Source organism: Mycobacterium sp. 050134 (assembly GCF_036409085.1).
Lineage (GTDB): Bacteria > Actinomycetota > Actinomycetes > Mycobacteriales > Mycobacteriaceae > Mycobacterium.
This window is the reverse complement of record NZ_JAZGLV010000005.1, coordinates 108,476-132,492: the sequence shown is the minus strand read 5'-3', so window position 1 is coordinate 132,492 and position 24,017 is coordinate 108,476. Positions and strand designations below refer to the sequence as shown.

Genomic DNA, 24,017 nt, shown 5'->3' with positions numbered 1-24,017 from the left:
GGTCGATAGTGTGGTTATCCGTGACAGGGCAGGAATCCACCAACGGTGCGCAGCCGACGCTGTGGGCCGTCTCGGACCTGCACACCGGTCACCTCGGCAACAAACCGATCACCGAGTCGCTGTATCCGTCGTCGCCGGAGGACTGGCTAATCGTCGCCGGTGACGTCGCCGAGCGCACCGACGAGATCCGGTGGGCGCTCGACCTGCTGCGGCGGCGGTTCGCCAAGGTGATCTGGGTGCCGGGCAACCACGAGCTGTGGACCACCACCCGCGACCCGATGCAGATCTTCGGCAAGGCGCGCTACGACTACCTGGTCAACATGTGCGACGAGATGGGCATCGTCACGCCCGAGCATCCGTTCCCGGTGTGGACGGAGCGCGGCGGCCCGGCAACGATCGTGCCGATGTTCCTGCTGTACGACTACAGCTTCTTGCCCAAGGGGGCGGCCAGCAAAGCCGAGGGCCTGACCATCGCGCGGGAGCGCAACGTCGTGGCGACCGACGAGTTCCTGCTCTCCTCCGAGCCGTATCCGACTCGCGAGGCGTGGTGCCGGGAGCGGCTGGCCAGCACCCGGCAGCGCCTCGAACAGCTCGACTGGATGACCCCGACAGTCCTGGTGAACCACTTCCCGCTGGTGCGCGAACCCTGTGAGGCCCTGTTCTACCCGGAGTTTTCGCTGTGGTGCGGGACCACCAGGACGGCGGACTGGCACACCCGCTACAACGCCGTGTGTTCGGTCTACGGCCACCTGCACATCCCGCGCACCACCTGGTACGACGACGTGCGCTTCGAGGAGGTGTCGGTGGGCTACCCGCGCGAGTGGCGGCGCCGCAAGCCGTACAGCTGGCTGCGGCAGGTGCTTCCGGACCCGCAATACCCGGCTGGTTACCTCAACGACTTCGGCGGACACTTCGAGATCACCGCGGAGATGCGGGTGCAGGCCACGCAGTTCCGGGAACGGCTGCGACAGCGGCAGGAACGATGACGGCCCGCCCGCTCGTGTCGGCGGTGCTGCCCGAGACCCTGCTCAGTTCGGCGCCCGACGACCTGGCCTATTCGGAGCTGTATTCCGACCCGCCCGGCCTGACGCCGCTGCCCGAAGAGGAGCCGCTGATCGCCAAGTCGGTCGCCAAGCGCCGCAACGAATTCGTCACCGTGCGGCACTGCGCCCGGGTGGCGCTGGGGGAGCTCGGACTGCCGCCCGCCCCGATCCTCAAGGGCGACAAGGGCGAACCGTGCTGGCCGGACGGCGTGGTCGGCAGCCTCACGCACTGCACGGGTTACCGCGGAGCGGTGGTCGGCCGGGCGGTGTCGGTGCGGTCGGTGGGCATCGACGCCGAGCCGCATGACGTGCTGCCGAACGGCGTGCTCGACGCGATCACCATCGACGAGGAACGCCACGAGATCGCCGCGCTGCCCGGCGGGCTGCATTGGGACCGGATCCTGTTCTGCGCCAAGGAGGCAACGTACAAGGCCTGGTTCCCGCTGACGAGGCGTTGGCTGGGATTCGAGGACGCGCACATCGTGTTCGACGTCGATCCGGGCGGGCGCGGCACCACCGGGGCCTTCGTCTCGAAGATCCTGATCGACCCGGAGGCGGTGGCGGGTCCGCCGCTGACCGCGCTGCGCGGCCGCTGGTCGGTCGAGCGCGGGCTGGTGCTCACCGCCATCGTCCTATGAGCGCAGCGGGGCTTGTTGTCGTCGACAAGCCGGCCGGCATGACCAGCCACGACGTGGTCGCGCGGTGCCGTCGCATCTTCGGCACGCGCAAGGTGGGCCACGCCGGCACGCTCGATCCGATGGCCACCGGCGTGTTGGTGGTCGGCGTCGAGCGGGCCACCAAGATCCTCGGTTTGCTGACGGCGTCCGCCAAGTCGTATGCCGCCACCATCCGGCTCGGCCAGACCACATCCACCGAGGATGCGGAAGGCGAAGTACTGCAGACCGTTTCGGCCCAGCGCCTGACGGCCGAGGGGATCGAGGCCGCGGTGGCCGGGCTGCGCGGGGACATCGAGCAGGTGCCGTCGGCGGTGAGCGCGATCAAGATCGGCGGAAAGCGCGCCTACCGGCTGGCCCGCGAGGGCCAGGATGTCGAGCTGAAGGCACGTCCGGTGCGCATCGACCGGTTCGACGTGCTCGACGTCCGGCCCCACGGCGAGTTGGTCGACGTCGACGTCGAGGTGGACTGCTCGTCGGGAACGTACATTCGCGCGCTGGCCCGCGACGTCGGCGCCGCCCTCGGCGTGGGCGGGCACCTGACGGCCTTGCGGCGGACCCGGGTCGGGCGGTTCTCGCTGGACGAGGCCTGCTCCCTGGAGGAGCTGGCGGAGCGGCCTCGGCTGACCCACACGCTGGACGAGGCGTGCCTGCTGATGTTTCCGCGCCGCGACCTGGGCGCCGCCGAAGCCGAGGCGGTCGGGCACGGCCGGCCGCTGAAGCCGGCGGGGATCGACGGCACCTATGCCGCCGCCGACGCGGACGGCCGGGTGATCGCGCTGCTGCGCGATGAGGGGGCGGGGACCAAGTCGGTGGTGGTGATCCGCCCGGCGACGATGCGGAACGGGACGTTCTGAGGTGGGGGTCCCCCCAGCGCCTCGCGCGAGGGGGCGAGGCGGGTAATCCGGCCCCGCCCGGCGACGCTCTAGCCCAGCTCTAGCCCGTCATAACCGGCCGAGCAGCTCGGCCTTCTTCGCGGCGAACTCCTCGTCGGAGAGGATGCCGCGTTCGTGCAACCCGGCCAGCGCCTCGATCGCCGCGACGACGGCCGTGGGGTCGCCCGAAGCGCCGGATGCGGGCCGCGTCACGGGCGTCTGCGGTGCGGGTTGCGGCGTCGCGCCCGCTTGGTGCTGGAACTGGTGTTGCGGGGTGGGTGCCGCCGCGGGCGTGTCGGCGACCTGGTGTGCACCGAGCTCACGCAGACCCGCCACGCCGAAGGTGCCGAGCTGGCTGGTGAACATCACCGAGCCGTATCCACCACCCTGTTGTTGCTGCACCCCGCCGATCTGATGTTCGCCGGTATCGAAAACCTTTGTCACGTCACCGATCTGGATCGCCAGGCGACGAGTGGCCGGGAAGAACGCGTACCGCACGTCGTTCTGGGCGCCGGTCGCGCTGGGGACGCCGAGGTCTGCCGGCCACCAGGCGGCCTGGGCGAAACCGGCCTGGGACTGCGCGTCGGACGGGGGAAACACCGTGGTGGTCGCCAGCAGCTGGACCAGCTCGTTGCACAGCGCATCGACGCGAGCCTTGAGCGCGTTGTCGAACATGTCGCCGACCATCGTCATCCCGCCCCGCATCCATTGCCCGGACCCGCCGAGCTCGGGGATGGAGAACTGCGCCATCGTACCGCCGCCGGCCCGGAGGGCGAACAGCATGGCCAGCACCGCGTCGCGGGAGAGCCCGTGGCGCTGGGCGATGTCGGCGACTGCGTTGGCGGCTTCGGGGGTGACCGTTGCCTGCATGGTGGTGCATCTTTCGTCGTCGGGGTGCATCTTTCGTCGTCGGGGTCCATCTTTCGTCGTCGGGGTTGGTGTCGAGCCTACGCATGCCGGGCGGCGTGGGCATGCGACGCTCTGGCCGTCGCGGAGAGGGGTTCAGCCGTCGGGTCGGCGGGGCTAAGCTGCCGTCTAGACAGGTGTCGAGAAACCATTCGAGAGGCGCGCTATGTCCAGCAAGGTGTACGTCGTCGGTGTCGGGATGACGAAGTTCGAGAAGCCGGGCCGCCGCGAGGGGTGGGACTACCCGGACATGGCGCGGGAGTCGGGCACCAACGCCCTGCGGGACGCCGGGATCGACTACCGAGACGTCGAGCAGGGCTACGTCGGCTACGTCGCCGGCGACTCGACATCGGGCCAGCGGGCGCTCTACGAGCTGGGGATGACCGGCATCCCGATCGTCAACGTCAACAACAACTGCTCGACGGGTTCCACGGCGCTCTTCCTGGCCGCCCAGGCCATCCGCGGCGGGATCGTCGACTGCGCCATCGCGCTCGGCTTCGAGAAGATGCAGCCGGGCTCGCTGGGCGGCGGCGCCCAGGACCGCGAGTCGCCGATGGGCCGGCACGTCAAGGCGATGGCGGAGATCGACGAATTCGCGATGCCCGTCGCGCCGTGGATGTTCGGCGCCGCCGGCCGCGAGCACATGAGGCAATACGGCACCACCGCCGAGCATTTCGCCAAGATCGGCTACAAGAACCACAAACACTCGGTCAACAACCCGTACGCGCAGTTCCAGGACTCCTACAGCCTGGACGACATCCTGGCGTCGCGGATGATCTCCGACCCGCTCACCAAGTTGCAGTGTTCGCCCACATCGGACGGTTCCGGCGCGGCGATCCTCGCCTCGGAAAGCTTCGTCGAAAGCCGAGGGCTGGCCGCCCAGGCGGTGGAGATCGTCGGCCAGGCGATGACGACCGACTTCGCCTCGACCTTCGACGGCACCGCCAAGAACCTCATCGGCTACGACATGAATGTGCAAGCGGCGCAACGGGTTTACGACCAGTCTGGGCTCGGCCCGGAGGACTTTCAGGTGATCGAGCTGCACGACTGCTTCTCGGCCAACGAGCTCTTGCTGTACGAGGCCTTGGGCCTCTGCGCACCGGGCGAGGCGCCCAAGCTGATCGACAACGGCGACACCACCTACGGCGGGCGCTGGGTGGTCAACCCGTCGGGCGGCCTCATCTCGAAGGGGCACCCGCTGGGGGCGACCGGGCTGGCGCAGTGCGCCGAGCTCACCTGGCAGCTGCGCGGCACGGCCGACAAGCGCCAGGTGGAGGGCGTGACCGCCGCGTTGCAGCACAACATCGGCCTCGGCGGCGCCGCGGTCGTCACCGCCTACCGGCGCGCCGAACGCTGACGCCACGATGTTCGAATGGTCAGACACCGACCTGATGGTGCGTGACTCGGTTCGTCAGTTCGTTGACAAGGAGATCCGCCCGCACCTCGACGAGCTGGAAACCGGCGCGCTGTCGCCCTACCCAATCGCCCGGAAGCTGTTCAGCCAGTTCGGCCTCGACGCGATGGCCGCCGAGGCGGTCAAGAAGACGCTGGACCGGGAGCGTTCGGGTGACCGTCAAACGGACGACGACGCGGGGGGTTTCGGCGGCGGTGGCCAGGCGTCGATGATGGCCGTCCTGGTCTCGGAGATCGCCCGCGTCAGTATCGGGTTGCTGAGCACCGCGTCGGTCAGCTTGGGTTTGGGCGCGGCGACCATCATGAGCCGCGGCACGCTGGCGCAGAAGGAACGCTGGCTGCCCGACCTGATGACCCTGAAGAAGATTGCGGCCTGGGCCATTACCGAGCCCGACTCGGGGTCGGACGCCTTCGGCGGTATGCAGACCACCGTCCGCCGCGACGGCGCGGACTACGTCCTCAACGGCCAGAAGACGTTCATCACCAACGGGCCCTGCGCCGACGTGCTGGTGGTGTACGCCAAGCTCGATGACGGTGACGCCTCGGTGGACCGGCGCAGTCGGCCGGTGGTGATCTTCGTGCTCGACTCCGGCATGCCCGGCCTGACGCAGGGCAAGCCGTTCAAAAAGATGGGCATGATGTCCTCGCCCACAGGCGAATTGTTCTTCGATAATGTGCGGCTGACCCCCGACCGGCTGCTGGGCGAAAACAAGCGCCACGCCAGCGGTGACGGCCGGGAGAGCGCCAGGGACAACTTCGCCGCCGAACGGATCGGCATCGCGATGATGGCGCTGGGCATCATCGACGAATGCCACCGGCTGTGCGTGGATTACGCCAAGACGCGCACCCTGTGGGGCAGGAACATCGGGCAATTTCAGCTGATCCAGCTCAAGTTGGCCAAGATGGAGATCGCCCGAATGAACGTGCAGAACATGGTCTTTCAGACGATCGAGCGGCAACGTGCCGGTAAACCGCTCACGCTGGCCGAGGCGTCGGCGATCAAGCTCTATTCGTCCGAGGCCGCGACCGACGTCGCCATGGACGCGGTGCAGCTCTTCGGCGGCAACGGCTACATGACCGAATACCGCGTCGAGCAGCTGGCCCGCGACGCGAAGTCGCTGATGATCTATGCCGGCAGCAACGAGGTCCAGGTGACCCACATCGCCAAGGGGCTGTTGAGCTAGCGCCGAGCGTGCATCCAGTGCGAAAACCCGGCCAAAATCTCGCACTGAGTACACGTTGGGCGCAAGCCCGCTAGCCGACCACCCAGATCGCCCGCGCGGCAGGACTGCCCAGGTCGACGGTCGCCTCCGGCCCGCCGGTCGATTGAATCGCCACCGACATCATTCCGGCGAACTCGCGGCGGGTCAGCACCCGCAGCCGGGCGTCGAGGTTGATGCCGACCTCGGCGAGGTAGCGCAGCATCTCGGGGTCGGCGTCGGAGATCCGCGCCACCGTCGCGCTGTCGCCGTCGCCGCACGCCCATAGCTGGCGCGCCGGAGGCGCCGGCACCTGCCCGTCCGAGGCCGGGATCGGGTCACCGTGCGGGTCACGCCGCGGGAACCCCAGCTTGGCGTCGATGCGGGCCACCAGCCGGTCCGACACCGCATGCTCGAGCACCTCGGCCTCGTCGTGCACCTCGTCCCACGCGTAGCCGAGCTCGTTGACCAGGAAGGTCTCCAGCAGCCGGTGCCGGCGGACCACCCTCAGCGCGGCGCGTCGGCCCGCCTCGGTCAACGTCACCGCGCCGTACTTCTCGTGGTCGACGAGGCCCTGCTCGGCGAGCTTGCGGATCGACTCCGAGGCCGTGCTGGCCGACACCCCGATCTTTTCGGCCAACATTTTGGTGCTGACGCGTTGCGGGGTGCCGTCCGGCGACCACTCCTGGGCGTTCCAAATGACCTTGAGATAGTCCTGGCCGACCGCGGTGAGACCGCCAGCCTCGTCGTCAGCCCTCACAACCAGAGAGTTTAGGCAACGCAAGCCTGAATCAGGGCGCAACGCAGATCGGGCACCCTAAGGACGGGCCGGCACCGTAGGCTTGCGGTCGTGCAGCGGTGGCGCGGCCAAGACGAGATTCCCACGGACTGGGGCCGGTGCGTGCTCACGATTGGGGTGTTCGATGGTGTGCATCGCGGCCACGCCGAATTGATCGCGCACGCGGTCAAGGCCGGGCGCGCCCGCGACGTGCCGAGCGTGCTGATGACGTTCGACCCGCACCCCATGGAAGTGGTCTATCCCGGCAGCCACCCCGCGCAGCTCACGACGCTGACCCGCCGCGCCGAGCTCGTCGAGGAGATGGGCATCGACGTGTTCCTGGTCATGCCGTTCACCAGCGACTTCATGAAGCTCACGCCGGACCGCTACGTCCACGAGCTGCTGGTCGAAAACCTGCACGTCGTCGAGGTCGTGGTGGGGGAGAACTTCACCTTCGGCAAGAAGGCCGCCGGCAACGTCGAGACGCTGCGGCGCGCCGGCGAGCGATTCGGGTTCGCGGTGGAGTCGATGTCCCTGCTGTCCGAGCACCACAGCAACGAGACGGTGACGTTCTCCTCCACCTACATCCGGTCCTGCGTGGACGCCGGCGACGTCGTCGCGGCGACCGAGGCGCTCGGCCGCCCCCACCGCGTCGAGGGCGTGGTGGTCCGCGGTTACGGCCGGGGCGCCGAGCTGGGCTTTCCGACCGCGAACGTGGCCCCGCCCATGTATTCGGCCATCCCGGCCGACGGCGTGTACGCCGCGTGGTTCACCGTGCTTGGGCACGGTCCCGTGACGGGCACGGTCATCCCGGGGGAGCGCTACCAGTCCGCGGTGTCCGTCGGCACCAACCCGACCTTCTCCGGACGGACCCGCACGGTCGAGGCCTTCGTCCTGGACAAGACGGCCGACCTGTACGGCCAGCACGTCGCCCTTGACTTCGTCGGGCGCATCCGCGGTCAGCACCGGTTCGACTCGGTGAAGGAACTCGTGAGCGCGATGGAAAAGGACATCGGGCGTGCCCGGGCGCTGCTGTCCGCGGGCTGACCCGCGGTCGGCGTTCGGGCCGCGTTTATGCCCGGTGGCCGCCCCGCTGCTAAACTGCCCGACGAAATCGGCGCGTGCTGCGGTTCGCGGTGGCCGCGCCTGTAATCACTGATCGCGGACCGATTGATGGAGATGTTTTCGTGGCGCTGACTGCCGAGCAAAAAAAAGAAATCCTGGGCACCTACGGCCTGCACGACACCGACACCGGGTCGCCCGAGGCGCAGGTTGCCCTGCTGACCAAGCGGATCGCCGACCTGACTGAGCACCTCAAGGTGCACAAGCACGACCACCACTCGCGGCGGGGCCTGCTGCTGCTCGTCGGTCGCCGGCGTCGGCTGCTCAAGTACGTGTCGCAGGTCGACGTCGCGCGCTACCGCTCGCTGGTCGAGCGGCTGGGTCTGCGCCGCTGACCCGGGCAAAGCTGTGCGCCCCGCTGGCGGGCCAACTCCGCCCGTGTACAGTGGGAGCGTTCTGGGCCGTATCGGTCCGAGCAAACGGTGCGGTTCGCGCAGATCCGCGCGTGCCGTTCCAGCGTGTCACTATGCAGGTCCGAGGGAGCAGCCAGTCTGCATCGGGCGGTCCTCGGTAGTGGCTGCCGGGCTCCCCCCGATGTGGGGCAGGTCGGCCGCTTCGATCGATGGCCGTAGCCGTACGCAGGCTCGCTGTCCGCGAAGCTCTCAGGCCCGTCGGGCCCGGTGAGTCGGTGTGAAGCCCTCTGGTTGCGCGTGACGACGCGAAAAAGCTGAATACCAGAGAGGCTGTACGGACAACGTTATGTCTGTAGCTGAAATTGATGAAGGCGTGTTCGAGTCGACCGCCACTATCGACAACGGGAGCTTCGGCACCCGCACCATCCGTTTCGAGACCGGCCGCCTGGCGCAACAGGCCGCCGGCGCCGTCGTCGCCTACCTCGACGACGAGAACATGCTCCTGTCGGCGACGACCGCCAGCAAGAGCCCCAAGGAACATTTCGACTTCTTCCCGCTGACCGTGGACGTCGAGGAGCGGATGTACGCCGCGGGCCGCATCCCCGGCTCGTTCTTCCGCCGTGAGGGCCGGCCGTCCACCGACGCCATCCTGACCTGCCGGCTCATCGACCGTCCGCTGCGCCCGTCGTTCATCTCGGGGCTTCGCAACGAGATCCAGGTCGTGGTCACGATCCTCAGCCTGAACCCCAACGATCTGTACGACGTGCTGGCGATCAACGCCGCGTCCGCCTCCACCCAGATCAGCGGGTTGCCGTTCTCCGGCCCCATCGGGGGCGTGCGGGTGGCGCTGATCGACGGCACCTGGGTGGCGTTCCCCACCGTCGAGCAGCTCGAGCGCGCCGTGTTCGACATGGTGGTCGCCGGCCGCGTCGTCGGCGAGCACGACGGCCAAGCGGACGTCGCGATCATGATGGTCGAGGCCGAGGCCACCGAGAACGTCATCGAGCTGGTCGAGGGTGGCGCGCAGGCGCCGACGGAAAGCGTTGTGGCCGAGGGGCTGGAGGCGGCGAAGCCGTTCATCGCCACCCTGTGCAAGGCCCAGCAGGAGCTGGCCGACAAGGCCGCCAAGCCCGTCGCTGAGTACCCGACGTTCCCGGACTACCAGGAAGACGTCTACTACTCGGTGGCCTCGGTGGCCACCGACGAGCTGGCCAAGGCCCTGACCATCGGCGGCAAGGCCGAGCGCGACGCGCGCACCGACGAGCTCAAGGCCGAGGTCCTGCAGCGGCTCGCCGAGACGTACTCGGGCCGCGAGAAAGAGGTCAGCGCCGCGTTCCGCTCGCTGACCAAGAAGCTGGTCCGCCAGCGCATTCTCACCGACCACTTCCGCATCGATGGCCGTGGCATCACCGACATCCGCGCGCTGTCGGCCGAGGTGGCCGTCGTCCCGCGGGCGCACGGCAGCGCGCTGTTCGAGCGGGGCGAGACGCAGATCCTGGGTGTCACCACGCTGGACATGGTCAAGATGGCCCAGCAGATCGACTCGCTGGGACCCGAAACGTCCAAGCGGTACATGCACCACTACAACTTCCCGCCGTTCTCCACCGGCGAGACCGGCCGCGTCGGTTCGCCCAAGCGGCGCGAGATCGGGCACGGCGCGCTCGCCGAGCGGGCGCTGATCCCCGTCCTGCCGGGCGTCGAGGAATTCCCGTACGCCATCCGCCAGGTCTCCGAGGCGCTGGGCTCCAACGGCTCGACGTCGATGGGCTCGGTGTGTGCCTCCACGCTGGCGCTGCTCAACGCCGGCGTGCCGCTCAAGGCGCCGGTCGCCGGCATCGCGATGGGGTTGGTCTCCGACGACGTCGAGGTCGACGGCAAGACCGAGCGGCGCTTCGTGACCCTGACCGACATCCTCGGTGCCGAGGACGCGTTCGGCGACATGGACTTCAAGTGCGCGGGCACCAAGGACTTCGTGACCGCCCTGCAGCTGGACACCAAGCTCGACGGGATTCCGTCGCAGGTGCTCGCGGGTGCGCTGTCCCAGGCCAAAGATGCGCGGCTGACGATCCTCGAGGTCATGGCCGAGGCCATCGACGCGCCCGACGAGATGAGCCCGTACGCCCCGCGGGTGACCACCATCAAGGTCCCGGTCGACAAGATCGGTGAGGTCATCGGCCCCAAGGGCAAGGTCATCAACGCCATCACCGAGGAGACCGGCGCGCAGATCTCCATCGAGGACGACGGCACCGTGTTCGTCGGCGCCACCGACGGGCCCTCGGCACAGGCCGCGATCGACAAGATCAACGCCATCGCCAACCCGCAGCTGCCGACCGTCGGCGAGCGGTTCCTCGGAACCGTGGTCAAGACAACGGATTTCGGCGCGTTCGTGTCGCTGCTGCCGGGTCGGGACGGCTTGGTGCACATCTCCAAGCTCGGCCGGGGCAAGCGGATCGCGAAGGTCGAGGATGTCGTCAACGTCGGCGACAAGCTGCGGGTCGAGATCGCCGACATCGACAAGCGGGGCAAGATCTCCCTGGTCCTGGTCGACGAAGACGCCAACTCGGACAGCACCGCACCCGCGCCCGCAGCGCCGGCCGATGCCGCGACAGCCAGCAGCTGACGAGACCGGAGGGCGCCCGGGTGCGGCGGGCGCCCTGCGGCGGGGCGAGCGCGCCCTCGAGGCCGAACCGGAACACCGCGCCGCGCTGCGCCGCACCACCCTGCCGGGCGGCCTGCGCGTCGTGACCGAACACCTGCCGGCCGTGCATTCGGCGTCGGTCGGCGTGTGGGTGGGGGTCGGGTCGCGCGACGAGGGTGCGACGGTGGCCGGGGCGGCGCACTTCCTCGAACACCTGCTGTTCAAGTCGACCCCGACCCGCACGGCCGTGGACATCGCGCAGGCGATGGACGCCGTCGGCGGGGAGCTTAACGCGTTCACCGCCAAGGAACACACCTGCTATTACGCGCACGTGCTCGACAGCGACCTCGCGCTCGCCGTCGACCTCGTCGCCGACGTGGTGCTCAACGGCCGCTGCGCGGCCGAGGACGTCGAGGTCGAGCGCGACGTCGTCCTCGAAGAGATCGCCATGCGCGACGACGACCCCGAGGACGCGTTGGGCGACATGTTCCTGGGCGCGCTGTTCGGCGACCACCCGGTGGGCCGGCCGGTGATCGGCACCGCGGAATCGGTTTCGGCGATGACGCGGGCCCAGCTGCACTCGTTCCACGTGCGGCGCTACACGCCGGAACGCATGGTCGTCGCGGTCGCCGGCAACGTCGACCACGACCAGGTGGTCAAGCTGGTGCGCGCCCACTTCGGGCCGCACCTGGTGCGGGGGCGGCAGGCGGTCCCCCCGCGCAAGGGTGCCGGACGGGTGCCGGGCCGCCCCGGTCTGGCGCTGGCAAACCGGGACTCCGAACAGGCCCACGTCTCGCTGGGCATCCGCACGCCCGGGCGCACCTGGAAGCACCGCTGGGCGCTGTCGGTGCTGCACACCGCGCTGGGCGGCGGGCTGAGTTCCCGACTGTTCCAGGAGGTGCGCGAATCGCGCGGGCTGGCCTACTCGATCTACTCCGCGACCGACGTTTTCGCGGACAGCGGCGCGCTGTCGGTGTACGCGGCGTGCCTGCCGGAGCGATTCGCCGACGTCATGCGGGTGACCAGTGACGTGCTCGAATCGGTGGGCCGCGACGGCATCACCGAGGCGGAATGCCGGATCGCCAAGGGGTCGTTGCGCGGCGGGCTCGTCCTCGGGCTGGAGGATTCCAGTTCCCGCATGAGCCGCCTGGGCCGCAACGAGCTCAACTACGGCGCGCAGCGCACCATCGAAGAGACCTTGCGGCGGATAGACGAGGTGACCGTCGAGGAGGTGAACGCGGTGGCCCGCCGGTTGCTGGGCCAGCGCTACGGCGCCGCCGTCGTGGGCCCCTATACCTCGAAACGGTCACTGCCCCAACAACTTCGGGCGATGGTAAATTAGCCCGATGGTACTCGGCTTCTGGGACATCATGGTCCCCATCGTCGGCGCTCCGATGGCCGGCGGCGCGGGCACCCCGGCGCTGGCCGCGGCGGTATCGAATGCGGGCGGGCTGGGCTTCATCCCCGCCGGATATATCAGCGCCGAACAGTTCGCCGAAGACGTCACCGCCGCGCGGGCCCTCACCACCGGCCCCCTGGGGGTGAACCTGCTGGTACCCCAGCCCAGTGTGGCGGACTGGGCGGCGCTGGACTTCTACGCCGAAGAGCTCGAAGGGGTCGCCGAGCACTACCAGGTCGAGGTGGGCCGGCCCGAGTTCGGGGACGACGACGACTGGAAACGCAAGCTCGAGGTGGTCGCCGACATGCGCCCGGAGCTGGTGTCGTTCACCTTCGGCGTGCCGTCGCCCGATGTGATCGCGCGGCTCGGCGCGCAGGGCCTGCTGGTGATGGTGACGGTGACGTCGGCCTACGAGGCCGGGATCGCCATCGCCGCCGGCGCCGACAGCCTGGTGGTGCAGGGGCCCAACGCCGGGGGCCACCGCGGCACGTTCGCGCCGGACATGGAGCCCGGAACGGAGTCGCTGCACGACCTGATCGACCGCATCCATCGCACACATCGCGACGTCCCGCTCATCGCCGCCGGCGGGCTGGGCACCGCCGAGGACGTCGCCGGCGTGCTGCGCCGGGGCGCGGTCGCGGCACAGGTCGGCACCGCGCTGCTGCTCAGCGACGAGGCCAACACCCATCGCGCCCAGCGCACCGCGATGAAGAATCCCCTGCACGGCAAGACCATCGTCTCGCGCGCGTTCTCGGGACGGTACGCGCGCGGCCTGGAAAACACCTTCACCCGTCTGCTCAACGACGTTGCGCCGCTCGGCTATCCGGAGGTGCACCAGATGACGCTGCCGATACGGGAGGCGGCGGCCCAGTGGGAGGACCCGAACGGGATGCCCCTGTGGGCGGGGACGTCGTTCCAGAAGGCCGAGTCCGGCCCGGCCGGCGACATCGTCGCCGGTCTCGCCGGATAGCGCCGCGTGCCGAATCTGACGCGACGGCGGATGCTGTCGCTCACCGCAGCCGTCCCCGCGCTCGCGGCGTGCGGGCGTGCACTGGCACAGCCGGACCCGGGCCCGTCCGACCGGCTCGGGGAACTGGAGCGCCAGTACGACGCCTACGTGGGCCTGTTCGCGATCGATCTGGCCAGCGACGCCGCCACGGGACGCAGCGTTGCCCACCGCGACAACGACCCCTTCGCGATGTGCTCGACCTTCAAGGCCTACGTGGCCGCGCGCGTGCTGCAGATGACGCAACGCGGCGAATTGGACTTGCAGCAAGGCTATTTCATCGATCCCGCGGCGCTGTTGCCCAACTCGCCGGTGACCGCGCCGCACGCCGGCGGCACCATGCCGCTGGCACAACTGTGCGCGGCCGCCGTGCAGCGCAGCGACAACGCCGCCGCCAACCTGCTGTTGCGGGCCATCGGCGGGCCCCCTGCCGTCACCGAATTCGCGCGCTCCATCGGCGACGACCGCACCCGGCTGGACCGCTGGGAAACCGACCTCAACTCCGCGATACCGGGCGATCCGCGCGACACCAGCACGCCGCGGGCACTGGGCGTGGGTATCCAAAGCCTGCTCACGGGAACGGTTCTGGCCGAGCCGCAGCGGCGTCAGCTCGAGGACTGGATGCGCGGCAACGTGACCTCGACGATGCGCGCGGGCCTTCCGCCCGGGTGGACCACCGCCGACAAGACCGGCACCGGCGCCTACGGCAGCACCAACGATGTCGGCATCGCCTACGGACCCGACGGCCGGCGCGTGCTGTTATCGCTGATGACGCGTTCGCGGGCGGCAAACCCGGACGCCGACGCGCTGCAGGCGCTGATCGCCGAGGTCACCCGCTCGGTGCTGCCGTGGCTGACCGGCTGAGCCGTCAGGCCAGCACGCTCGCCCGGTCCGTGAACGGCAGGTCGAGGTCGGTGGCCACGCGTTCGCAGAGCAACGCCCCGGCGTGCGTCGAAAGCCCCTTGGCCAGAGCCGGATCCGACTGGCACGCCGCCCGCCACCCGTGGTCGGCGATCTTCAGCACGTACGGCATGGTGGCGTTGGTCAGTGCCACCGTGGACGTCTTGGGCACGGCGCTGGGCATGTTGGCCACGCAGTAGAACAGCGTGTCGTGCACCGCGAACGTCGGGTGGTCGTGGGTGGTGGGGCGGGAGTCCTCGAAGCAGCCGCCCTGGTCGATCGAGATATCCACCAGCACCGCACCGGTCTTCATCTGCGCGACAAGCGAATTCGAGATCAGCGTGGGCGCCTTGCCGCCGGGTACCAGGACGGCGCCGATCACCAGGTCGGCGCGGGTGACCGCGCCCGACAACTCGTACGCCGACGAGTAGCGCGTGCCGATGCGGCCCCCGAACTCGGCGTCGAGCTGCCGGAGCCTGGCGATGTTGAGGTCGAACACCATGACGGTCGCCCCCATGCCGGCGGCCACGCGGGCCGCGTTGTAGCCGGCCGTGCCGGCACCGATGACCACAACGTCCGCGCCCTTGACACCCGGAGCCCCGCCCATCAGCACCCCGCGGCCGCCCTGGGTCTTCATCAGGTGGTAAGCCCCGACCTGGGCGGCGAGTCGGCCGGCGACCTCACTCATCGGGGCCAGCAGCGGCAGGCTGCCGTCGGCGCCCTCGACGGTCTCATAGGCGATTGACGTCGTACCCGAGGTCAGTAGCACACCCGTGCACGCGCGGGACGCGGCCAGGTGCAGATAGGTGAACAGGATCTGGCCACTGCGCAGCAGGCCGTACTCGAAAGGTACCGGCTCCTTGACCTTGAGTAGCAGGTCGGCGCTGGCCCACACCTGTTCAGCGGTGGCCGCCAGTTCGGCGCCCGCCGCCTTGAACTCCTCGTTGGGGATGGCCGACCGTTCACCGGCGCCGGCCTGCACCAGCACCTGGTGTCCGCGGTGGGTCAGTTCGGCGACGCCGGCCGGAGTGATGGCCACCCGGAACTCGTTGTTCTTGGTCTCGGTCGGAACGCCGACGCGCATAGTCGCCCCTTGGCAGTTGAGGTATCCGCTCAAGTGTGAAGAAACCTCGGATCGGCCGCAATCGAACGACGCGGACCGACCTTCCGCGGGTGTTTGCTGGCTATGATCGGCGGATGACCGATCCCTGTGTGGCGGCCACCGTCCACATCGACGCCCGGCCCGACGTGGTGTACGGGCTCGTCACCGACCTGCCGACGCTGGCCTCGCTGGCCGAGGAAGCGGTGTCGATGCAGTGGTGCAAGGGAGATGCGGCGTGCCCGGGCGCCGTCTTCACCGGTCACAACAAGAACGGCGCACGGAGCTGGAAAACCCGATGCACCGTGACGGTCGCCGAACCGGGCCGGAGTTTCGGGTTCGACGTGCGCTACGCCGCCATCCCGGTCGCGCGCTGGCAATACGACATCGAAGACGCCGACGGCGGCTGCCGGGTCACCGAAAGCACCTGGGACCGGCGGCCGGGCTGGTTCCGGACGTTAGCCGGCAAGTCCACCGGCGTTTCCGATCGCGCCGCCGTCAACGCCGAACACATCCGGCTCACCCTGCAGCGGCTCAAGCAGCGCGCCGAGGCCCGATAGCCGCCGGGTCCTATACTTGCGGCACTCGATGGGGGAGGGGCCACGATGTTGACCGTCGGCGAGTGGGCGGCAGGCACGGCCACCGTCACGGCGTCCGACGGCGTGAGCCTGGCCGTTCACCGCTACACCGATTTCGACCCTAAGCGCCCGACCATCGTGGCGATTCACGGTTTTCCCGACAACCACCACGTCTGGGACGGCGTGGCCGCGCACCTGGGCGACCGCTACAACCTGGTGGCCTACGACGTGCGCGGCGCCGGCGAATCGGGCCGCCCCGCAACGCGATCCGGGTACGCGTTCGCGCAACTGGTGGCGGACCTGGGGGCGGTGATCGACAGCCTCGGCGTCGAGCGGGTGCACCTGCTTGCCCACGACTGGGGCTCGATTGCGGCCTGGGCCGCGGTCACCGACGACTCCGTGATGGGGAATGTCGATTCGTTCACCTCGATTTCGGGACCGCACCTGCAGTACGCCGGCGTGTTCCTGCGATCGGCGGGCACTCCGCGCGCGGTGGCTCAGGTCGCGCGACAGCTGGTGTCGTCGGGCTATATCGGGTTTTTCCTGTGCCCGGGCGTCCCGGAATTGTCATTCCGCTCCCGGGTCGGGGTGAAGGTGGTTGAGGCCGCGGAGCGCATCGGCCGGTCGAGCACTCTGAGCCGGCGCGATCGGACGCCGCGTTCCATCGGCGACTATCTCAACGGGCTCAACCTCTACCGGGAGAACATGCCCGCGCCGATGATCTCGCCAGGGTCCCGCCTGCCCGAAACCACCGTCCCGGTCCAGGTCCTGGCGCCGCGCAGGGACATTTTCGTGTCGCCGGCGCTGCAGCGCTTCACCGGCGCGATCCCGTCCCGCGGCAGGGTGGTGTCCATCGAAGGCGGGCACTGGGTGGTCACGTCGCGCCCGGACGTCATAGCGCGGTTGACCGCGGAGTGGGTGGACGAAAATGCCGGCGGTGCAACGGCTCCGGGTGCGGTCACACGCGGACCGCGCGAGGTGCGGGGCGGTCCACGTGACGTGCGGGGCGCGCTGGCGCTCGTCACCGGCGGTGGCGCGGGGATTGGCCGGGCCACCGCGGTGGAACTGGCCCGGCGCGGCGCGCGCAAGGTGCTGATCGTCGACCGGGACCTGGGCGCCGCCCAGGAAACCGCCGACGCGGTCCGCGCCGCCTGCGCCGAGGCCGTGGTCTACCATGCCGACGTCAGCGACGAAAATACGATGAATGACCTTGCGGCACATGTGCTGGCCGAACACGGCGTGGTCGACATCCTGGTCAACAACGCCGGCATCGGGATGGCGGGCCGGTTCCTGGAGACCAGCCCGGAGAACTGGGACGCCATCATCGGAATCAACGTCCGCGGTGTCATCGCCGGCAGCAGGGCGTTCGGCGCGCAGATGGTCGAGCGTGGGCAGGGCGGAACGATCATCAACGTCGCCTCCGCCGCGGCCTTCATCCCGTCGAAGTCGATGGTGGCCTACGGCACCACCAAGGCGGCGGTGCTGGCGTTCAGCGAGGCCCTGCGCGCCGACTTCGCCGACGAGGGCATCGCCGTCACGGCCGTGTGCCCCGGATTCGTCAACACCAACATCGCGAAGAGCACTGTCTACGCCGGGATGACCGCCGAACAGCAGGAGCGCGCACGCGAGAAGGCCGACGCGGCATACCGGCGGCGCAACTTCACGCCGGAGGCCGTCGCCAAGGCGATCGTGAAGGCGGTCCGGACGGGCCCGGCCGTGGTGCCGGTCGCCGCCGAATCCCGGCTCGGGTACGCGATGCGGCGGATCAGCCCGTCGACGATTCGCTTGTTGGCGCGCCTGGACATCCGGCAGTCATAACGACAGCACCGCGGGGCGCGTGAGCCGGTAGCCGACGTGCGGTACCCGGATTCCCGGCAGGGGTTCCCAGGTCAGGGTGCGCCCGTCGGCGCGGAAGTGGTTCTTCTCGTAGAAGCTGCGCGCCTTCGCGTTCTGCTCGGCGCACCACAAGATCACATCGGTCGACGGGCTCCGCCGCAGGACCGTTTCGAGCAGCAGGCCGCCGATCCCGTGCCGTTGGCGGTCGTCGGCGATGTACAGCGCGTCGATCTGGGTGCTGCCCGGCTCGTCGTCGTCGGGCCCGAAGATCGTCACACCGACCGCGCGGCCGCCCGCTTCGGCGATCCACATGCCCCAGCCGGGGCGATTCAGCGTTTGCGGGTAGACGTCGGCGACCCACCGCTTGGGCGGCCCGAGCAAGTTCAGCAGGGGCGAGGTCAGGATGCCGGTCCACGAGCGGCGCCACACCGCGTAGTGCATTTCGGCCACGGCGCCGAGATCGGCCGGCTCGGCCCGCCGGATGCGGATGTCGTCGCTGGAGTTCACGGGTCCCAGGCTAAGGATTGCTAGCCGCCTTTGACCCGCGACTGCTCCAGATAGGCGGCCAGGGCGTTGGTCAGGCCGTGCCGAGCCATGTCCAGATCCGCGTAGGAGCCGAGCTGGCGTTCCGAAACCAGGCCCCGCATCGCACCGGGGATGAGGGCGGCGACCTCGCGCACCCGGTCCGGATCGACGTCCAGCCCGGCGAAGGCGTGCTGGCAGGTCTCCAGCCAGCTCTTGCCCCACGACACCAGTTCGGCGGCGGTGCGCGGGTAGAGGCGTTCCAGTTCGACCGGGTCGCGGGGGAGTGCCGCCCGCAGGTTTTCGATGGCGCGCGAGTCCGGCGCCGCGAGGCCGCGGTAGAGCGTTTCGACGATGGCGCCGACACGCTCTCGCAGCGGCGCGTCCTGCGGTACCGGCGCCGCGAGCGCCTCGATGGTCTGGGCGCGCCGCTCGGCGGTGCGGTGCAGCACCGCGGCCCAGAAGCCGTCGGTGTCGCCGAACTGGTACTGCACCGCCCCCCAGGTCGCGCCGATGTCCTTGGCGATGCGATTGGCCGATACCGAGCCCTGCTCGCCGGAGGCCAGCGACCTGAGCGCGGCCTCGAGCATGCTTTCGCGCGTCGCGTGCCCCCGCCGGTTGGGGCGTCGACCGGCGACCCCGGTATCGGTCACCGTGTGAGCGTAGCAGTTTCATTGAGGGTACTTTGATTTCACGCCGGCGGGACCTATGATTCCTAGGCGTGGAGGACCGCTCGCATGGCTAAGCCGCCGCTGTCGATGAAGCCGACGGGCTGGTTCCAGGTGGCCTGGTCCGACGAGATCGGCGTCGGCGACGTGCATCGGATGAAGTACTTCGGCGAGCAGATGGTCGCCTGGCGGGCCCAATCGGGCGAGCTCACGGTGATGAACGCGTACTGCGAGCACCTCGGCGCGCACCTGGGCTACGGCGGCACGGTGGTCGGCGACGTGCTGCAGTGCCCCTTCCACGGTTGGCAGTGGAGCCGCGAGGGCCGCAACGTCTGCATCCCCTACCAGGACCGCCCCAATCGCGGCAGGCGGATCCGCACCTACCCGGTGGCGGAGCGCAACGCGTCGGTCTACATCTGGCATGACGTCGAGCGCCGCGAGCCGTACTTCGACGCGCCGGACGTCTTCGCCGCCTTCGCCGACGGTAGCGTCGCGGACGGCTACTACCCGCAGCAGCGGTTGTACCGCTCGGGTTTAGAGTTGCACCCGCAGTACGTGCTCGAAAACGGCGTCGACTTCGCGCATTTCAAGTTTGTGCACAAGACGCCCATCGTGCCCGTCTTCACCCGGCACGACTTCGCCGAGCCGGTGTCCTTCGTCGACTTCACCATCACATTCGAGGGCGACGACGGGCAGAAGATCGAGGACGTCAACAGCGGTGTGCAGGCGATCAACGGCGGCTTGGGGATCGCGGTCACCAGGAGCTGGGGCATGGTCGACAACCGGACGATCTCGGCGGTCACGCCGGTGGACGATTCCACCTCCGACGTCCGGTTCATGGTGTACATCGGGCGGGTGGCCGGCAAGGACGCGGCGCGCGCCGAGCGCAAGGCCGACGAGTTCGGCCGCGAGGTGATCCGGCAGTTCGAGCAGGACATCGAGATCTGGCGACACCAGCGCTACTCGGACCCGCCCGCGCTGGCCGCCGACGAGTACGAGGGCTTCACGGCAATTCGCAAGTGGGCCAACCAGTTCTATCCCAGAGAGGCTGACCGGAATTGACTGCACCCGCTCGACCGATCCGCGTGTTCCAGGTCGCCACCGGCAACGTCGGCAAGGAGATGATCAAGCGAATCGCCGACCGGCCCGACCTCGAACTTGTCGGCGTGCACTGCTATTCGCCGGACAAGGTGGGGCGCGATGCCGGTGAACTCGCGGGCATCGAACCGAACGGCGTCCGCGCCACGGGCAGCATCGACGAGATCATCGCGGCCAAGCCCGATGTGCTGACCTTCCACGGCGTGTTCCCCGACGAGGACCTGTACGTCAGGGTGCTCGAGGCCGGGATCAATGTCGTGACCACCGCCGACTGGATCACCGGGTGGCACCGCGACACCAACCATCCGCACCCGTCGGGCAAGCCCGTGAGCCAGCTGCTGCGGGAGGCCTGCGAAAAGGGCGGCGCGACGTTCTACGGCACCGGGATGAACCCGGGCGTGAACCAGATCCTCGGCGTGGTCTGCTCGGCCGACGTCGCCGAAATCGAGAACGTCATCACGATCGAGTCCGTCGACGTGTCCTGCCACCACTCCAAGGACACCTGGATTGAGGTGGGCTACGGCCAGCCGGTCGACGATCCCGAGATCCCGTCCAAGCTGGAGAAGTACACCCGCGTTTTCGCCGACAGCGTGCTGATGATGGCCGACTGCTTCGACCTGCCGCTGGACGAGGTGAAGTTCGGCTACGAGCTTGGCGCCTGCACCAAGGACGTCGACCTTGGCTGGTACGTGCTGCCGAAGGGGTCGTTGGGTGGCAACTACATCAAGTACCAGGGCATGGTCGACGGGGTGCCTCGTGTCGAGACGCATCTGGAGTGGCAGATGACCCCGCACACCGACCCGAGCTGGAACATCAAGGGCTGCTACATCACTCAAATCAAGGGCGACCCCTGCGTGTACAACAAGCACATGATCTTCCCGAAGCCCGGCGTGGACCTTTCCAACCCGGACAACTTCGCCTCGATCGGCATGACCGTGACCGGCATGCCCGCGCTCGCGTCCATCAAGTCGGTGGTGGCCGCGCGTCCGGGACTCATCACCAGCGCCGACCTGCCGCTACGCGGGTTCGCGGGGCGGTTCAAGATCTGAGCCCGCGTCAGGGCGCTTCGTCGTCCTCGACGAAGAGGCGTTCCGGATGGTGATAGTCATTGGTGCGTGCGCCGAGGTCCAAGTGCGGCGGCGGAATCCACTCGGTGTGGCCGTTGGGCAATTTCCTTGTCCGCCAGCCCTCTTCGACGAGTTTGTGAAGCGGCGCGCACGTGAACGTGAGGTTGTCGGCGTCGGTCGATCCGCCGGCGGCCCACCCGGCTACATGGTGGACTTCGCACCAGTAGCCTGGCACGTCACAGCCCGGGTGGGTGCAGCCGCGGTCCTTCGCATAGAGGACGACGCGCTGGTCGGGTGAGGCGACGCGTCTCGTCCGGCCGAGATACAGCGGGCGATCCGAGTGCTCGTCGAACACGACCAAATAATGGTAGGCGTGACTGGCCATCCGGATCAGATCGCGCATCGGCAGCACGGTTCCGCCGCCCGTCACGGCCCGCCCCGCGCCCGATGTCAACTCCTGCAGCGTGGTCGAGACGATGACGGTAACGGGTAAACCGTTGTGCTGGCCGAGCTTTGGATCGCCCAGTTGACCGCGAACGAGGGCGTTGAGCGCATCGTGCTGGCGCTGGGCGTGGCTTCGAGTGTCTCTGCTGGCGTGTTCGTCGCTGGGTACTCCCTGGGTGCAGGGGGTTTCGTCCTCAGGGTTGCACATCCCGGGGGCCGCGAACCGGGCAAGCCAGGCATCGATGTTGGCCCGCAGCTCCGGTGAGGCCACCAGTTTCCCGATGCTCATGCCATCGGCTCGCTGACCGCACCAGGTGAAGCCGCGCTGACGCGCGCGGTCGGCGTCGGAGAACTTGCCGTCCGGGTTGAGCTCCAAGGCGCACCGGTGTGCCGCCTTTTCCAGCTGATCGGGACGCAGCTTGGTCGCCTGCCGTGCCAGGAATCGCTCGGCGCGCGCCACCGTGGCGGCCGGCAGGTCGTTCGGGAGGTCGCGGACGAACGTCTGGATGACCCGGAGGTGTTGCCCGTCGAGCAGGCCGTCGCGCCAGGCCTGCGCGGTCGCCGGCAACTCCGGCGGCAGTTCCTCGCCGGTCAGGGTCAACCGCGTCGACAGCTGCCTGACGTCCCGCAGCCGGCGTGCGGCCTCGGCATTACTGATCCGCAGCCAGTCGGCGACGACCTTGTGAACCGGGCCGCCGACGGCTGAGGGATCCTCGGTGGCGAGCCCGGCGATCACGTCGTAGCTCCAGGCCAGTTGCCGACGGCGCGAGGCTTCCCCGCGTTCCAGCGCGTGCAGGCGAACCACCGGGTCCAGCGCGCCGACGTTCAGCCCGCGGATCAGCGCCTCGGCGGCGTCCAGCGCGTCGAATGCCGCGGCCACCTCCGGCGGCACCTGAATCGAACGCATATGCGAATCATATGGCGCCCACGCGACGCCGGCGACGGGAAAATCGTCGCCTGTGGATAGAAGTCAGACTGTGGACAACGCATCGAACGCTCTCAGATGCGCTGGGAACGTTAGCCTTTCACGTGATGCGGGCCAACAGGTGGGAGGCGATGACGGTCACGTACTGGCGGTCGTAGGTGACCGCGTACCGGAGTCCGGACTCGGCATCGACCACCCGATCGCGCTCGAACCCGTGGACGACGACGGCAGCGGCGGCGTGCGGGCCGAGCGCCAGGATCAGCATCTCCTTGGCCAGCGGGTCCGACGGCGCCACCGCAACCCCGCGAACCCCCGAGTCGGCGAGCGCTTCGGGAAGCTGGTGGCCGAAGATGGCGTAAAAGGGCACCCCGGGCGCCGCCCTCGCGACGCGTCGAAGCCCGGTGTCACTCAACCGCAACCGTTCGTCGTCGGGCAGCACTACGAGGACGATGGACGGGTTCTCGGGTCGCGTGGCGACCACCGAGATATGCCGGGTGAGGGCCTGGATGGTGGACACCAGCGCCTCGCGGGGTTCGGCTCCCGCGGAGACCAGCGTGTCGAACGGAGACCTCTCGGTCGGAATCGAAAACCGTTGCGGAGCGGTTAATTTGAAGTCGCTCCATCTGATCGCCCGCTTCGTCGTCAGCGGCCCGGGATGGCCGAAGCGGTGCCCCTGGCCAAGCGTCGCGCCCCAGGCCAGTGCCCGCTTGCCCTGGTCGCTCGTCTCGACGCCCTCGGCGAGAATGACGGCATTCGAACGTTCCCGGTAGGTCAGCACCGCCGACATCACCTGGGACGCGTGCGTCCGCGAGGTGGACCGGACGAGGTTCATGTCGAGCTTGACGATCTCCGGTCGCAGCACGTCTAGTAGCGGCAGGGAGGCCGAGTTCACGCCGACGTCGTCGAAGGCGACCACCCAGCCGCGCCGGCGGATGGCATTGACCTTCCTGATCAGGGTGCGCGGACGGCTGAGCAGCTGGCGCTCGGTCAGCTCGAAGACCAAGAATATGCGGCGAGCCCTGAGCTCTTCGGACCGTGCGTCGACGGCCTCGCCCGGGAGGTCACAGGACGGATGGGTGTTGACGAACAACATTGCCCCCGAGCCGAAGTTCGACTGCAAGAAGGTATCGAGCGTGGCGGCGATGCACCGCTCGTCGAGTTCCTCGAGGGTTGCGGGCGCCTTGGTCGCGGCGTCGAACACCAGGTCCGGGTCGGGGTTGCCGAGGGTCGGCCATCGGGTCAAGGCCTCGAACCCGACGAGCGCCCCGTCGGGTAACGAGACGATCGGTTGGTAATACGGCGTCGGCGCTAGGCCGAGCGCGTCGGCGATCGCGCGGTCGTCGCCTTCCGACGGTACCTGCTTCGCTCCGGGAACCACCGAATCAGGCATCCATCGCCGTCGTCCCCCTCGATAGGCCCCATCACGGTCGGTCTCCGCGGTCGTCAACCGGCCTCAGTGTAGTGGCGATCTCGC

Annotated in this window: 22 protein-coding genes; 15 read left to right on the top strand and 7 right to left on the bottom strand. The window is 68.9% G+C overall.

Going from position 1 to position 24,017, the window contains the following annotated elements:
- Positions 1–20 precede the first annotated feature (20 nt).
- From SKC42_RS07795 to truB, 3 genes are read left to right on the top strand one after another with little or no spacing between them, the layout of a single operon-like run.
- Entirely contained in the window at positions 21–986 is a 966-nt protein-coding gene (locus SKC42_RS07795; RefSeq protein ID WP_330963726.1) for a metallophosphoesterase family protein, read from the top strand.
- Positions 983–1,681 carry a 4'-phosphopantetheinyl transferase PptT gene (gene pptT, locus SKC42_RS07790; RefSeq protein WP_330963725.1) on the top strand — a complete coding sequence of 233 codons (699 nt, stop codon included), beginning with the start codon at positions 983–985 and terminating at the stop codon, positions 1,679–1,681. Before SKC42_RS07795 ends, pptT begins: the two co-directional genes overlap by 4 nt.
- Positions 1,678–2,574: a tRNA pseudouridine(55) synthase TruB gene (gene truB / locus SKC42_RS07785; protein WP_330963724.1), complete on the top strand. Its 897-nt coding sequence runs from the start codon at positions 1,678–1,680 to the stop codon at positions 2,572–2,574. The genes pptT and truB overlap by 4 nt, the downstream gene beginning before the upstream one ends.
- A gap of 87 nt (positions 2,575–2,661) precedes the next feature.
- Here truB and SKC42_RS07780 read toward each other — a convergent pair whose 3' ends face one another.
- Entirely contained in the window at positions 2,662–3,462 is an 801-nt protein-coding gene (locus SKC42_RS07780; RefSeq protein WP_330963723.1) for an SHOCT domain-containing protein, read from the bottom strand.
- Positions 3,463–3,664: 202 nt separating this feature from the next.
- On the opposite strand from SKC42_RS07780, the gene SKC42_RS07775 reads away from it, so the two are divergent.
- Entirely contained in the window at positions 3,665–4,855 is a 1,191-nt protein-coding gene (locus SKC42_RS07775) for a lipid-transfer protein (protein ID WP_330963722.1), read from the top strand.
- A 7-nt stretch (positions 4,856–4,862) separates the two neighbouring features.
- Entirely contained in the window at positions 4,863–6,095 is a 1,233-nt protein-coding gene (locus SKC42_RS07770; protein WP_330963721.1) for an acyl-CoA dehydrogenase family protein, read from the top strand.
- A 70-nt stretch (positions 6,096–6,165) separates the two neighbouring features.
- Here SKC42_RS07770 and mntR read toward each other — a convergent pair whose 3' ends face one another.
- Complete coding sequence (mntR, locus tag SKC42_RS07765; RefSeq protein WP_330963720.1) at positions 6,166–6,870, bottom strand: manganese-binding transcriptional regulator MntR; 705 nt, start codon at positions 6,868–6,870, stop codon at positions 6,166–6,168.
- A gap of 90 nt (positions 6,871–6,960) precedes the next feature.
- Between mntR and SKC42_RS07760 the strand changes: the two genes are divergently transcribed.
- The 6 genes from SKC42_RS07760 to bla all read left to right on the top strand — a co-directional run bounded on the left by SKC42_RS07760 (position 6,961) and on the right by bla (position 14,270).
- On the top strand, positions 6,961–7,935 hold the full coding sequence (locus tag SKC42_RS07760) for a bifunctional riboflavin kinase/FAD synthetase (protein WP_330963719.1): 975 nt from the start codon (positions 6,961–6,963) through the stop codon (positions 7,933–7,935).
- Positions 7,936–8,075: 140 nt separating this feature from the next.
- Positions 8,076–8,345, top strand: a complete 270-nt coding sequence (rpsO, locus tag SKC42_RS07755) for a 30S ribosomal protein S15 (RefSeq protein WP_085256423.1) — start codon at positions 8,076–8,078, stop codon at positions 8,343–8,345.
- 364 nt (positions 8,346–8,709) lie between these two features.
- Positions 8,710–10,983 (top strand): polyribonucleotide nucleotidyltransferase, encoded by a 2,274-nt coding sequence (locus SKC42_RS07750; RefSeq protein WP_330963718.1) that lies wholly within the window; start codon positions 8,710–8,712, stop codon positions 10,981–10,983.
- Positions 10,961–12,343, top strand: coding sequence for a M16 family metallopeptidase (locus tag SKC42_RS07745; RefSeq protein WP_330963717.1), 1,383 nt, complete (start codon positions 10,961–10,963; stop codon positions 12,341–12,343). The genes SKC42_RS07750 and SKC42_RS07745 overlap by 23 nt, the downstream gene beginning before the upstream one ends.
- 4 nt (positions 12,344–12,347) lie before the next feature.
- Positions 12,348–13,370, top strand: a complete 1,023-nt coding sequence (locus SKC42_RS07740) for a nitronate monooxygenase (RefSeq protein ID WP_330963716.1) — start codon at positions 12,348–12,350, stop codon at positions 13,368–13,370.
- A gap of 6 nt (positions 13,371–13,376) precedes the next feature.
- Positions 13,377–14,270: a class A beta-lactamase gene (gene bla, locus SKC42_RS07735; protein ID WP_330963715.1), complete on the top strand. Its 894-nt coding sequence runs from the start codon at positions 13,377–13,379 to the stop codon at positions 14,268–14,270.
- A 4-nt stretch (positions 14,271–14,274) separates the two neighbouring features.
- Here the strand turns inward: bla and ald are convergent, their stop codons facing one another.
- The gene (gene ald / locus SKC42_RS07730) at positions 14,275–15,390 is read right to left on the bottom strand and encodes an alanine dehydrogenase (RefSeq protein WP_330963714.1); all 1,116 of its coding nucleotides are present in this window, start codon (positions 15,388–15,390) and stop codon (positions 14,275–14,277) included.
- 113 nt (positions 15,391–15,503) lie between these two features.
- On the opposite strand from ald, the gene SKC42_RS07725 reads away from it, so the two are divergent.
- Positions 15,504–15,965, top strand: coding sequence for an SRPBCC family protein (locus SKC42_RS07725; protein WP_330963713.1), 462 nt, complete (start codon positions 15,504–15,506; stop codon positions 15,963–15,965).
- Positions 15,966–16,010: 45 nt separating this feature from the next.
- Positions 16,011–17,801, top strand: coding sequence for an SDR family oxidoreductase (locus SKC42_RS07720; protein ID WP_330963712.1), 1,791 nt, complete (start codon positions 16,011–16,013; stop codon positions 17,799–17,801).
- Here SKC42_RS07720 and SKC42_RS07715 read toward each other — a convergent pair.
- Together SKC42_RS07715 and SKC42_RS07710 are read right to left on the bottom strand one after the other, a co-directional pair.
- Positions 17,796–18,326, bottom strand: coding sequence for a GNAT family N-acetyltransferase (locus SKC42_RS07715; RefSeq protein ID WP_442932036.1), 531 nt, complete (start codon positions 18,324–18,326; stop codon positions 17,796–17,798). The two genes, SKC42_RS07720 and SKC42_RS07715, sit on opposite strands and share 6 nt — an antisense overlap.
- Positions 18,327–18,346: 20 nt before the next feature.
- Complete coding sequence (locus SKC42_RS07710; protein ID WP_330963890.1) at positions 18,347–18,931, bottom strand: TetR/AcrR family transcriptional regulator; 585 nt, start codon at positions 18,929–18,931, stop codon at positions 18,347–18,349.
- A 147-nt stretch (positions 18,932–19,078) separates the two neighbouring features.
- Here SKC42_RS07710 and SKC42_RS07705 point away from each other — a divergent pair, with 147 nt between their 5' ends.
- Together SKC42_RS07705 and SKC42_RS07700 are read left to right on the top strand one after the other, a co-directional pair.
- Positions 19,079–20,071: a Rieske 2Fe-2S domain-containing protein gene (locus tag SKC42_RS07705; protein WP_330963711.1), complete on the top strand. Its 993-nt coding sequence runs from the start codon at positions 19,079–19,081 to the stop codon at positions 20,069–20,071.
- Complete coding sequence (locus SKC42_RS07700) at positions 20,068–21,156, top strand: NAD(P)H-dependent amine dehydrogenase family protein (protein WP_330963710.1); 1,089 nt, start codon at positions 20,068–20,070, stop codon at positions 21,154–21,156. The genes SKC42_RS07705 and SKC42_RS07700 overlap by 4 nt, the downstream gene beginning before the upstream one ends.
- 7 nt (positions 21,157–21,163) lie before the next feature.
- On the opposite strand, the gene SKC42_RS07695 is transcribed toward SKC42_RS07700, so the two are convergent.
- Both SKC42_RS07695 and SKC42_RS07690 read right to left on the bottom strand, forming a co-directional pair.
- Positions 21,164–22,525 (bottom strand): HNH endonuclease signature motif containing protein, encoded by a 1,362-nt coding sequence (locus SKC42_RS07695; RefSeq protein ID WP_330963709.1) that lies wholly within the window; start codon positions 22,523–22,525, stop codon positions 21,164–21,166.
- 118 nt (positions 22,526–22,643) lie between these two features.
- Complete coding sequence (locus tag SKC42_RS07690; RefSeq protein ID WP_330963708.1) at positions 22,644–23,933, bottom strand: EAL domain-containing protein; 1,290 nt, start codon at positions 23,931–23,933, stop codon at positions 22,644–22,646.
- Positions 23,934–24,017: the final 84 nt, after the last annotated feature.